Genomic DNA, 11,374 nt, shown 5'->3' on the forward strand with positions numbered 1-11,374 from the left:
CTTTTGAGGGGAGAAGGAAGCACAAACCTTTTTTTCTCATCCGCAGATCACTACTATTATTAATAAGGAGTGCGCCGCACCAGTATATATCAGAACATATACGGGTATTGCATGGTGCAACCGGATGCAAAGATCAGGTATCTTGAGTTCGAACTTGACGAAAAGGAGAAAATGGTCAACATGATGGAAAGTTCAGGAAGCGGTGCCGGCGAGGACCGCGTTGCCGCGCTCGAAAAGAAGGTCAATGAGATGGAAGCACTGGTCAAGGGCCTTACCCAGGAACTTCTTGACCTCAAGTCCATCGCCATGAAGATGTCCAAGCAGACCGAGGAACGCAGCCGCCAGGAGCTCAAGCGCGTGCAGCCTGTCGCCCAAGGGGCACCCGCGGCCGCACCCGGTGGTGCATCAGGGTCCCAGGCCGCAGGCAGCACAGTCGTGTTCCGCAAAGGTGCCCGCGCGTCTGACGCCGAGCCGGAGGCCCCCCCCGAACCCGCGATGGACATGATCATGCAGCCGGACGGGACGATGAAACTCGAGCCCCGGCGCGGGGACAAGAACTACATCGTCGCATCGGCAGGATATGGCCGGAACAAGAAGGGTGTCTCCGCCAAGCCCAAGCAGAGCGATCTGATCTACGCCGTCGAAGAAGACAAGTCCGATGCAGCAAAGAAGTAAGGACGACGGGGAGCCGGATCTTTGCACATCACAGAGCTCGAGATAGACAATTTCAAGTCTTTTTCAAAAAAGACAAAAATTCCCTTTTTAGAGGGTTTCACCGTTATATCAGGTCCGAACGGCTCGGGCAAGAGTAATATCATCGATTCCATCCTTTTTGTGCTCGCACTCTCGAGCTCCCGCAATCTCCGGGCCGAGAAACTCACCGATCTCATCAACCTCAACTCCGGAAAGAACATCGCCGAGGTGGCCATTGCCTTCTCGGACGGGACAAAGATCCGGCGCCGGATAAAAAGGACCGGCAACGGCTACTACAGCTATAACTACCTCAACGACCGGCTCTGCAAGCAGGGCGATATCGTCGACCACCTCGCGAAGTTTGGGATTATCCCGCACGGGTACAATGTCGTCATGCAGGGCGACGTGACCCGGATCATGGAGATGAGCGACTTCGAGCGCCGGAAGATCATCGACGAGATCGCCGGGGTCTCCGAGTTTGACACGAAAAAGCAGCAGTCGCTCTCCGAGCTCGATGTGGTACGGGAGCGCATCGAGCGCGAAGAGCTCCTGCTCATCGAGCTCGCGAAACGGGCACACGAGCTCAAAAAAGAGCGGGAGCATGCCCTTGAATACCAGAAGTGGCAGAAGGAACTCGCCTTCTTCCAGGGATGCCGTTCCGCCGCCCAGCTCCACGCGAAGGAAAAAGAGCGCCTCACCCTCCTCTCTTCTGCCGAGGAGCAGAAGATCAGGATTTCCCGGATCGAGGCTGACCGGGGCATTGAGGAGAACGAGCTTGCGTACCTCAAAGCCGATCTCGCCGATGTCGACGATCTCATCAACAAGAAGAGCGGGCCCGACTACCTGAAGCTGATTGCTGATCTCGAAGAAGCCAAGAGCGGGATCAAGCTCGCAGAGCAGACGATTGGCCGGCTCAAAAAGGACAAAGAGGCAAATCTCGAAGGGATCAACCGGGTCTTTGCCGATACGAAACGGGCCGAGGCCCGGGTTGCCGAACTCTCCGACCAGATCCGGACTCTTTCCATTGACCGGACCAACATCGCGATGGAAGTGGCTACAGCCAAAGCCCAGGTCGAGAAGATCGAGACGGAGATCCGCCGGTACTCCTCTGATACGGAGGTAGCGCGCCAGCAGCTCTTTGCCCTGATGGAGGAAGCGGAGGCAAAGAAGGGAGAGCGTTCCGCGATCCTCCACCAGCAGGATATCCTCATCGAGAAAAGCCGGATGCGGACGAGCGAACTCGAACGTCTGACCACGCTCCAGAAACAGCTCGATGAGGAGTTCGCGGTCAAGCAGGCACAGCTTGAAGAGAACGAGCGTACGATCGGAGATCTTTCCGGCCGGAAAAAAGAGCTTGATCGGAACCTCTCCGAGCTGGAGAGCACCCTCTTCGCCCACCGTTCGTCCCTTGAACGGCTCCGCGGCGAGATGAAGGACGCCGAGCAGGACGCAATCCGGCTCGAGGCTGCCCAGCAGGCCCGGGGGGAGTCGGGCGGGAAAGCGATCGAGGCCGTGAAAGCCATCGAGGGTGTCCACGGTACCATCATGGAGCTGGGCCGGGCCCCCCCGGAATACACAACCGCTCTCAACGTGGCAGCGGGGAACAAGATCCAGTTCGTGGTCTGCGATACCGATCAGATCGCCACCGACGCGATCCGTTACCTGAAAGACGAGCGGCTTGGCCGGGTCACGTTTCTCCCGCTCAACAAGCTCAAACCCCCGCAGCTGCCTCCCCTCAAGGAGCCGGGCATCATCGATTACGCGGTCAACCTGCTTGACTACGATCCCGTGTACGACAAGGCCTTTGCCATTGCGCTCGGGGCAACCGTGGTGGTCGATACACTCGAGCGGGCAAGGAAGCTGATCGGGAAGTACCGGATAGTCACCCTTGAAGGGGAACTGCTGGAGAAGAGCGGGGCGATGACCGGAGGATCGTCAAGGAAACCGGCGAAGGGTTTCGGTGCTGCCGTGGACGATGAGATCGTCCGGATCCGCTCCCGCCTTGCTGAATTGTCCGGGGAGGCAGCAACGCTTGAGGCTGCGGTAAAAAGGATGACCGAGGAGGTGGACGGTAAACGGGCACAGAGGGGAGAGATCGACCAGGATCTGGCCCGGGCCGGTGCCATCACCGGGGAGTATACCCGGCGGTTCGAGGCGATCACGGTCGAAAAGCAGACGATCGAGGCAGCAGTTGCCCGGCAGAAAGAGGAGACCGGCACGAGCGCGGCGGAGCTTGCCACCCTTGAAGGGGAACTCTTTGCGGTCACCGAAGCGATCAACGCAGTCACCGCAAAACTTGACGGCATAAAGAAGAAACTGGACGACACCAACATCCCGGCCCTCACCGACCAGATGGAGAAGAAGAAAAAAGAGATCGAGGAGGCGGAACGGCGCCTGCGCAACAAGGAGGCGGACATGAACGATGCCTCCCGCGAACGCCAGCATTTCAATGCCCGGATCGGCGAGCTGGCCGAGGAGCGGGCGCGGTTCGATGAGCGGAACCGGCAGATCGATGCGGAAGTGGCTGCATCCAATGATCAGATTGCGTCGTACAGGTCCGTGATCTCGGGACTCGAGGAGAAACAGAAAGAGTTCTCGGGGGAGCTTGACGAGCTGCGTAAAAAGCGGGCCGGGATCTCCGAAAGTATCCATGCCTCGGAGACGAAACTGATCAAGTTCGATTCCGATAAGGAGCGCTTTACGATCCAGCTGGCCGCCCTTGAGGAGCGGGCGCAGGCGCTGACAAACGAGATCGCCTCCCTTGTGGCCATTGTCGGGGAGGTCACAACCGACCTGACGCTGACCGAGATCGAGGGGAAGATTGCCGATGCCGAACTGGCACTCCACAAGATCGGCGCCGTCAACATGCTCGCCATTGAGGAGTACGAGAAGATCCAGCGGCAGGTCGAGGAGCGCACGGAGCGCAAGGAGACCCTCTCCAAGGAGCGGGCGAACCTTATCGAGCGGATCGAGAAGTACGAGCAGATGAAGTTCGAGGCGTTCATGACCGCCTTTAAGGCCATTGACACGAACTTCCGCGAGATCTTTGCCCGGCTCACGAGCGGGAGCGGGAACCTGGTGCTGGAGAACGAAGAAGATCCCTTCACCGGCGGTCTCACCTTTGCGGTCAAACCCCGGGACAAGAAAGTCCACCTCCTCTCCTCCCTCTCGGGCGGGGAGAAATCGCTCACCACGCTCGCATTTATCTTCTCCATCCAGCACCATATCCCGGCACCGTTCTACGCCTTCGATGAAGTGGATATGTCGCTTGACGGTGCAAACGTAGAAAGGATAGCGAACATGATCCAGGAGCTCGCTCCCTCGTCGCAGTTTGTCATCGTCTCGCTGCGTAAGCCCATGATCGAGGCGGCGCAGAGGATCATGGGCGTGACGAGCCGGCCGGACAAGAGCACGCTTGTTACCGGAGTCAAGGTCCATGGCTGAGCCAAAGAAGAACCGGCGCCGGGCGAACCCGGCTCCAAAGGGCGACGCTGTGACAGGCTCATATGAGGATACGGTTCAGGAGAGTGTGCAGCCCGGAACGGTTCCCGGGGACATTGCACCCTCCGCCGTTCTCCCGGAACCACAGGTACCTTCAGATTCTCCTGCATCCGGGGATGCCCCGGCTGCACCCGAGCCTCCCGGTGTCGAGGACCCGGTTGAGATCCTCGTCGGGCTTGCGGAACGGGGCGAGATCGACCCGTGGAACATCAACATCATCGAGGTGACCGACCGGTTTCTCACCGAGCTGGAGAAGTGCCGGCAGCTCAATCTCCAGATCTCTGGGCGCACCCTCTTTTACGCAGCCACCCTCCTGCGCATGAAGTCCGAGCTGCTGGATATTGCCCCGGATGAAGACGAGGACACAGGAGAGGGTGGCGAGGATTTCGATCTTGGCGAGGGGCTTGATTTTGAGGACGAGGGCCGGTTCGGCCCCATCGAGCGGCTGGAACGGGAGATCCAGCGCCGGCTCGACAGAAAGAGCCTGCGGAAAAGCCCCGTCACCCTCTTCGAGCTGATCATCGAGCTCAAGAACCTGGAAAAGGAGGAGCGGAGGCGTCGCCGCCTGCCCCCGGTCGATGAGGACTACCTCATCGAGGCCGATGATGTGGTGGGCATCGCCCACGAGGAGGGGTACCAGGACTCAGCCCGCCAGGTGATCGAGGAGTGCCTGGCAAACGCCGACCCGGCAACCGAGATCACGCTTGTCGAGCTCTGCAGGGATCTGGGCTGGGGGCTTCCCGAGGTCTACATCCCGCTGCTCTTTTTGGCCCTGGACGGGCAGTGCGCCCTCCGGCAGGAAGAATTCTTCGGGGATATCTACGTCCACGTGGTCAGGGCGGACGAACAGCCCTGACGGGATCCAGCGACCAAAAAGCCGGGGCTGGCCGGGGTCTACTACCCGCCCGGTGAAGCATGAGCATATTTTTTCCTGATGTGAACCGGGTACCGGAGGGTAAAGACGATCCCTGTGGCAAGGAACACATAGGTAAGCAGGGCAGCGGCCTGTCCTGCCGGGCCCGGGAGGACCAGTGCGAGGTAATTCAGCAGGGCATTAACCGTAAACACACTGCCCCACACACCGGTCATCTGAATGTTGACCCGGAGAAAGACCGGGTTGTCATGGTGTGCCGGATCCACCATCTCCCGGGCATACTGCAGGGTAAACGGGACGCCGGCCAGGATCGAGCCAAACGCAACGGCCGCAAGCACTGCGTTGATCAGAACCCCGCTCCAGATGAGGATCCCGGCCTGAGCCAGCCCGACCGTTGCAACCAGCAGGCCCCCGAACAGGACGAGGCTTGCCCACGTCAGGATCCTGCCTTTTTTGAGATCGGGAAAGCCGGCAACAACGGTGACCAGCGTTGCTGCCCCCAGAGCCACTATCCTGCTCTGGACGGACGGCCCGGCGAGAAGCCCATAGACAATCAGGGGGACAAACCCGAGCAGGATCCCCGCCCTGCTGCCTGCGGCCGGAGATCCCATATCAGCTGTCCCCGAGCACGGCTTTAAACGGCGCTACCATGTGGTACTTCATGTCGGCAAACACTTTCTTCCGGAAGCCGGGGATCCGGGTCAGCGGGATGAGGATCGCATTTGCAAGCCTCGTTTTGAGATCTGCCTGCGGGAAATCGAGCATCCTGTGGCTTTTGTAGTACCGGTAATCGGCCTGGAAGACCAGTTTCATCGGTCCGCAGATACCATCCCGGAAGATCTTGTGGCCGCCGGTAGCGTAGAATGTCCGGGGCGGTATGTACCCTGCCTCTGCACCCTGCACGAGCCGGGTGGCCATGGTATCGAGCAGTCCGTCGAGTTCAGGGGAGCTCGCTACCTCATCGGTGACAAAGAATGCCTGGGATCCGGAACTGTCCGCCCACGCAGAGAGGATCTCCCGGAGATGGGGGACCTGTGCGAGGGGGCCGGCGATCACAAACCCAATCTGTTTTCCGGGAAGACCGGGGACGTGTCCCTTGAAGAAGCTCCGGTCAAAGAACTGTTTCCAAGCCGAGGAGAGGTACCGGTCATGGAGGGAACCGGCCATGACGATGATATCCGCAGGTGCCAGTTTTTTTGTGTAAAAATCCACGTATCCGTCGGTATATACGCAGGTGTTGTCGTACCCGCACTGGCAGCACCCCAGGCAACCGCCCCGGATGTCCAGTTCCCGGAGGTTGATGGTCTCGACCGGTCCGGTAAAAGCGGCCCGGATCCTTTCTCTCATTGCGGTCAGGTTGGGAGAACCGCCATCATCGTCGGTAAGGATGACTACCTTCTGTGTACCGGAATCTGTCCTTTTCTGCTCCTGGTTCGGGGCATAGACGAGGTCTGTCGGGACCAGGGGCGGGTTTACCCTCTGCACCGGGATCTTCTCCTTTATTGCGGCAAAGATGAGGGAGGTAAATTTTTCGAACCGGAGGCGTTCTGTTTCCTCCAGGAGATCCATCATCGCCGCAGAGTACCCACCCAGATACTGCATGCCGAGATCCTCGCTGACTGCCCGGATATATGCATGGGCGGTCTGGTCGAAGTAATGGATCGAGGTAGACAGGGCAGCGGCATATTTTCCGGAAAACGCATCCTGTGCATCCCGTTCAAAGACCAGCTCGACAAAGCGCTTGTACTGGGCACAGACCAGCATATAGTAGAGCGGGAATGCCCAGAGCACGAGGTCTGCAGACCGGACCTTCCCGAGGATGGCAGAAAACTGCGCCGGATCCCTCTCGATCTTTTTTATCTCGTGTGCCACGCTGACAGTTTCAAAGGAGTGCTCCGGGAATCTCTTTTTGAGGTACACCACGTACTGCATCGTGACGCTGACTTCTCCTTTGGGGCTCCCGTTGAGGACAAGGATCTTCATTGCGGTCACCGCTTCCCGGCTCATTCATCCGAAGGATGGCTGGAGGTTTCCAGAATTTTCCGTGCAAAATCCTGCAGGGTGTCGGCCTTCACCAGCGCAATACCCCGCTCTACATCGCCCAGCACAAGCAGGATATCCCCGGGTTTGATCTCAAAGATCTCACGGGCTTCCTTGGGGATCACGACCTGTCCCCGCTCCCCGACTTTTACGCTGCCGAAGAGATGCCTGGTCTTCTCTTTTCGTGGGGCCACCATCTCATCGATCAGGTTTTCCTCCTGCTTATGTTTCATATTTTTCATACTTTTCTTATTTGTTCGATTTATCATATAATTCTTCTGCCGCAGCAGTTCCCGGTGCAAAGGAGACTAAAAAGAGAGGTTATTGCGACAGGCAGTCCGACATCCAGCCGGTCACCTGGTAGGTCGGGGCACCGCTGTCGGGCCGCATGTCGTTATCGATGCGCCACTCGAAGAGGCCGGCAAGGTTATGCTCTTTTACATAGGCACACTTGGCTGCCACCGTTGCCTGCGTATCAGGCCCGACATTATCCGTATATCCCGATTCACTCTCAACTCCCCCGATCATCTTCCCGTACGGGAAGCCGGCAGCAGCATAGGAATCGGCGTAAGAAGCGAGATCGTACTTATCGCCGGTCCCGTAGGACATGATGTTTATCTGGTCCACACTGTCCTGTGTTGCGGCAACCGTCTGCGGCGACTCGACCCCGGGCCATACCGTGTAGGTCAGCAGGTAGGGACGGCCATGCGGATTGTTCCCGGCTGCCGCAAACGTGGCGTGGCAGGCCGAGAGAAGCGAGGTCAGCTGGGGTGCATAATCATCGATCTGGTGGCTCTCCCAGTCCATATCGTAGCCATCAAGATCGTATGCCTTCAGGTAGGCAAGGGCACTGTCGGCAAACTTCTGCGGGTCCTGTGCAGCCTGCAGGTACTGGGGGTCCAGTTCCTTCTCATCGAAATTGGAGGTGATAAAGATCTCCGCGTTCGGGTTGTTCTCGCGGCAGAGTGCCACTATCTCCCGGATCCGGCGCTGCATCTCTGCCCGCCGTGTGGCATCGTCAGCAGAACTTCCTGTGGGCAGATCGGTAAGCACCCCCTCATTTACCGTCGCAAACCCGATGTAGAGGCGGTTGATCTTTGTCCACGGGATCTGGTCTTTTGCTGCCATGACCAGGTTATAGGTATCGTCATTCGGGTCTGGGTAGAGGTACCAGTAGGCGGCGATCACCCTGCCCTCAGCCGGGGAGACGGGAGCTATGGCGGTAGTCTCGCTGACCACAGGGGTATTCTGCCCGGCAGCGGGAGCAGCACTCTGGGTGCATCCTGCAGCAACAAGGAGCACCGCTGCAAGGATCATGAGAAGGAGCGTTGGTTTCATTTCCGGCAGTCCGTGGTATCTACGGGAATCGTCCGTACCGTCCCCTATAATAGTTCCGGCAGGGAATCCGCCCACGCCTCGACCTTTTTCCTGGTCGCATCGCGGGTATACGAGGATACCGTGATGCGGTTCCGGGCAAGGCTGACAAAGTAGATCCCGTCGTCCGGGTCATGACATTTCAGGATCGCCGAGAAGAGGTCCGCCTCCTTCCGGTGCCGGATCTTTCCCCGGTGGGCTGAGATGTTAGCCACATTCGAGATCATGGCAGCGACCCCGGTCTCATAACCTTCGACAGAATCGTAGACCTCCGAGCTTGTCCCGATACGTTTTCCCGACAGGGTCGTGTAGGCAAACTTCGCGGTATACATCTCGCGGACAGCCTTGACCGGCGGATAGTTCTTTCTCATGGAGAAATACGGGGTACAACCGAGCGGGTTTGACCGGACAAGCTTCCTGACAAGGGTGTCAAAGGAGGCGATATCGGGGATCGGGCGTTCTAAGGCCCGGCTGGCACTCTGGGATCCGGGTCGGGGGATAAAGACCGGCATATACTTATGTAATCGTATCCGGACGAAGAAAGCCTTGACGGTCGTTTGTGAGGGGGTCACATCATGTAAAACTGTTTTTGGCCGGCCTGCTGCCGGTCTCATCACTCTCTCCAAAATTTCCTGTTTTTTTCGACGTGAAAAAGGGAGATGGGTTGTCCATTTTCCTGTATTTTGGCAGAGCCGGTCCTTGGCCCTCAAACAAAAATGGATCGTGTGACCCCCTGCACAGTGAGCGCATTTTTACGGGTCAGTAGCATTGAACATCCATTTTTCAGAAGATGATTTCGATCCACTGTCTTCAGGATCGGCAAGGTCTTAGTAAGGGGGTCACATATACCATAACTGTTGTCCGGGGAGAACCGGGGCCGGTGCCTTCCCGCCCCGATCCTTCCCACTAATATTATCATCTGTCCGCCGGGATGGTATACTATGGATTACGGAGCTATCGTTTCAGATGCGGCCGGCTATGCAAAAACCGCACTTGTAAAAAACCCGGTTACCTGGCTGGTATTCATCATATGCAGCCTGCCGTTTGCCCTCTTTAAGTTCGTATGCGACCCGAAGACCATCATTGCCGGGGCGAAGATCCACTGGGAACTCATCCCGTGGACCCAGATCATCCTGCTCTTCCTTGCCGGATTCCTCCTCTCGTTTGTCGTCTCTGGGTATATCGTCCGGGTCTACCGCGGGACAACGCCCCCGCCCTCGTTTAATGCCTGGGTTTCCCTGTTCATTGACGGGATCAAGCTGACCATTGTCGGTTTCATCTGGCTGGTCCCGGCCATGATTCTATTTATCGTCGGGTTTGTCATGATCGTATCCGCTACTGTGCTCGGTACCGCATCGATGCCCTCACTGATGTCGGCCGGTCTCATTTTCCTGCTCATCGGGCTTATCGTCCTTGTGATCGCCGCAATCTATGCGGCCCTTGGCACCGTGCGGTTTGCCCGGACCGGCAGCATGCGGGAAGGGCTCCGGTTCTCCGAAATCACCAATACGATCCAGGCGATCGGCTGGGGCTCATACATCCTCGCCCTCATCATTATGGGGGTGCTGGTGATCCTCGTCTCCCTTATCATCTCCCTTTTTGCGCTGATCCCGTTCGTGGGATGGGTGATCGAGCTCATCCTTATGCCGTTTGTCCAAGTCTTCTCCGCCCGGTACATCTCACGGGTTTACGATCACAGCGTCCCGCCGGCGCCGGCCCCGGCAGTATAATTTTTTTGGAACCGGTGAATGCACCCACCCTCTTGTTTTTCCGGGACGTACCTTTCTGGCGTACCTGTGCGCAGGGTGGGGTAAGATCCGGCGAATTTCCTGCGCGATCCCGTGTGACATCAGATCCGGGGCATGGCCGATCCGGCTCTGATACGCTGACCGGACGGGCCATTCTCCCGAAATCCCGTGAAATTGCCGTTTTCTCCGGAAAACCCATCAGTTCCCGTTTCTCCCAATGCGGATACTTTTCCGAAACCCGCCAAATCAACCCCGAAATCCCGTTCTGTGCCTGCAATGAATGCCATCAGCCTGTTTAATGCCGGCCCGGTCTCCCGGCCAGCGGAGAAAATTGCGGTGTTTCGGGGATAATCTTTAAATGGTTGTCTGAGGAATAATGTGATCCACAATTCTGATGAAGACCCGACGAAGACCGCACTTGTGCGGGTTCGGGTCCGAAGGGAGAGGGAGCAGGCAACAAGGTATAAATAATCCTGCAACCTACATTATGAGCCCGTGTTCAAATCAAAACACGACGAAAAACGTGTGGTGAAGAACCAACAACGACCGGCAAACCGGGGCTTGGTTCCGAACACAAAACAATGCAGGTAACAAGGTATAAATACCGAGAAAACCTACATTATGAGCCCGTGTTCAAGTGAAAATCACGACGAACACACGCAACTTTGATGGAGATCCAACAATACCCGGCATGACCGGCGTTGGTTCTGACGTTGATACTGGCAATGCGGAAATTTGTTTAGTAACCGCTAATTCCTCGAATTAAGGTTCAGATATTAGTGTGCGTACGTATGTACAATTTGAATTCTGGTTGATCCTGCCAGAGGCCACTGCTATCGGAGTTCGATTAAGCCATGCGAGTCGAGAGGTGTAAGACCTCGGCATACTGCTCAGTAACACGTGGACAACCTACCCTGAAGAGGGGGATAACCCCGGGAAACTGGGGATAATACCCCATAGACTATGGATGCTGGAATGCTTTGTAGTTGAAAGGTCCGCCGCTTCAGGATGGGTCTGCGGCCGATTAGGTTGTTGTTGGGGTAACGGCCCAACAAGCCTGTAATCGGTACGGGTTGTGGGAGCAAGAGCCCGGAGATGGATTCTGAGACACGAATCCAGGCCCTACGGGGCGCAGCAGGCGCGA

Annotated in this window: 9 protein-coding genes and 1 rRNA gene; 5 read left to right on the plus strand and 5 right to left on the minus strand. The window is 57.4% G+C overall.

Features of this window, described 5'->3' with window-relative positions; translation table 11 throughout:
- The first annotated feature begins 111 nt into the window (after nucleotides 1-111).
- Genes VMS83_RS10375 through VMS83_RS10385 form a run of 3 tightly spaced genes read left to right on the plus strand, consistent with a single transcriptional unit; the run spans nucleotide 112 to nucleotide 5,050 of the window.
- The gene (locus VMS83_RS10375) at nucleotides 112-675 is read left to right on the plus strand and encodes a DUF7518 family protein (RefSeq protein WP_325412502.1); all 564 of its coding nucleotides are present in this window, start codon (nucleotides 112-114) and stop codon (nucleotides 673-675) included.
- A 21-nt stretch (nucleotides 676-696) separates the two neighbouring features.
- A complete protein-coding gene (gene smc / locus VMS83_RS10380; protein WP_325412504.1) occupies nucleotides 697-4,137 on the plus strand; it encodes a chromosome segregation protein SMC in 3,441 nt (1,146 codons plus the stop codon).
- The gene (locus VMS83_RS10385) at nucleotides 4,130-5,050 is read left to right on the plus strand and encodes a ScpA family protein (protein WP_325412506.1); all 921 of its coding nucleotides are present in this window, start codon (nucleotides 4,130-4,132) and stop codon (nucleotides 5,048-5,050) included. The genes smc and VMS83_RS10385 overlap by 8 nt, the downstream gene beginning before the upstream one ends.
- A gap of 41 nt (nucleotides 5,051-5,091) precedes the next feature.
- On the opposite strand, the gene VMS83_RS10390 is transcribed toward VMS83_RS10385, so the two are convergent.
- The 5 genes from VMS83_RS10390 to VMS83_RS10410 form a co-directional block, all read right to left on the minus strand.
- Entirely contained in the window at nucleotides 5,092-5,679 is a 588-nt protein-coding gene (locus VMS83_RS10390) for a hypothetical protein (RefSeq protein WP_325412508.1), read from the minus strand.
- 1 nt (nucleotide 5,680) lies between these two features.
- Nucleotides 5,681-7,051: an NAD(P)H-dependent oxidoreductase gene (locus VMS83_RS10395; RefSeq protein WP_325412510.1), complete on the minus strand. Its 1,371-nt coding sequence runs from the start codon at nucleotides 7,049-7,051 to the stop codon at nucleotides 5,681-5,683.
- A 20-nt stretch (nucleotides 7,052-7,071) separates the two neighbouring features.
- Entirely contained in the window at nucleotides 7,072-7,350 is a 279-nt protein-coding gene (locus tag VMS83_RS10400; protein ID WP_325412512.1) for an AbrB/MazE/SpoVT family DNA-binding domain-containing protein, read from the minus strand.
- 79 nt (nucleotides 7,351-7,429) lie between these two features.
- A complete protein-coding gene (locus tag VMS83_RS10405; RefSeq protein WP_325412514.1) occupies nucleotides 7,430-8,446 on the minus strand; it encodes a glycosyl hydrolase family 18 protein in 1,017 nt (338 codons plus the stop codon).
- 44 nt (nucleotides 8,447-8,490) lie between these two features.
- Nucleotides 8,491-9,096 carry a hypothetical protein gene (locus VMS83_RS10410; protein ID WP_325412516.1) on the minus strand — a complete coding sequence of 202 codons (606 nt, stop codon included), beginning with the start codon at nucleotides 9,094-9,096 and terminating at the stop codon, nucleotides 8,491-8,493.
- A gap of 327 nt (nucleotides 9,097-9,423) precedes the next feature.
- On the opposite strand from VMS83_RS10410, the gene VMS83_RS10415 reads away from it, so the two are divergent.
- Nucleotides 9,424-10,212: a DUF4013 domain-containing protein gene (locus tag VMS83_RS10415; RefSeq protein WP_325412518.1), complete on the plus strand. Its 789-nt coding sequence runs from the start codon at nucleotides 9,424-9,426 to the stop codon at nucleotides 10,210-10,212.
- Between the two features lie 822 nt (nucleotides 10,213-11,034).
- Nucleotides 11,035-11,374: ribosomal RNA gene (locus VMS83_RS10420) — 16S ribosomal RNA — on the plus strand; the annotation flags it as partial.

It is taken from the genome of Methanoregula sp., assembly GCF_035543475.1.
Classification (GTDB): domain Archaea; phylum Halobacteriota; class Methanomicrobia; order Methanomicrobiales; family Methanospirillaceae; genus Methanoregula.

What these genes read in the sequence shown, in the direction of transcription:
- VMS83_RS10385 (WP_325412506.1), top strand. Translation starts at nt 4,130, where the DNA reads ATGGCTGAGCCAAAGAAGAACCGGCGCCGGGCGAACCCGGCTCCAAAG.
- VMS83_RS10405 (WP_325412514.1), bottom strand. Translation starts at nt 8,446, where the DNA reads ATGAAACCAACGCTCCTTCTCATGATCCTTGCAGCGGTGCTCCTTGTT.
- VMS83_RS10390 (WP_325412508.1), bottom strand. Translation starts at nt 5,679, where the DNA reads ATGGGATCTCCGGCCGCAGGCAGCAGGGCGGGGATCCTGCTCGGGTTT.
- VMS83_RS10415 (WP_325412518.1), top strand. Translation starts at nt 9,424, where the DNA reads ATGGATTACGGAGCTATCGTTTCAGATGCGGCCGGCTATGCAAAAACC.
- VMS83_RS10395 (WP_325412510.1), bottom strand. Translation starts at nt 7,051, where the DNA reads ATGAAGATCCTTGTCCTCAACGGGAGCCCCAAAGGAGAAGTCAGCGTC.
- VMS83_RS10375 (WP_325412502.1), top strand. Translation starts at nt 112, where the DNA reads ATGGTGCAACCGGATGCAAAGATCAGGTATCTTGAGTTCGAACTTGAC.
- VMS83_RS10410 (WP_325412516.1), bottom strand. Translation starts at nt 9,096, where the DNA reads ATGAGACCGGCAGCAGGCCGGCCAAAAACAGTTTTACATGATGTGACC.
- VMS83_RS10400 (WP_325412512.1), bottom strand. Translation starts at nt 7,350, where the DNA reads ATGAAAAATATGAAACATAAGCAGGAGGAAAACCTGATCGATGAGATG.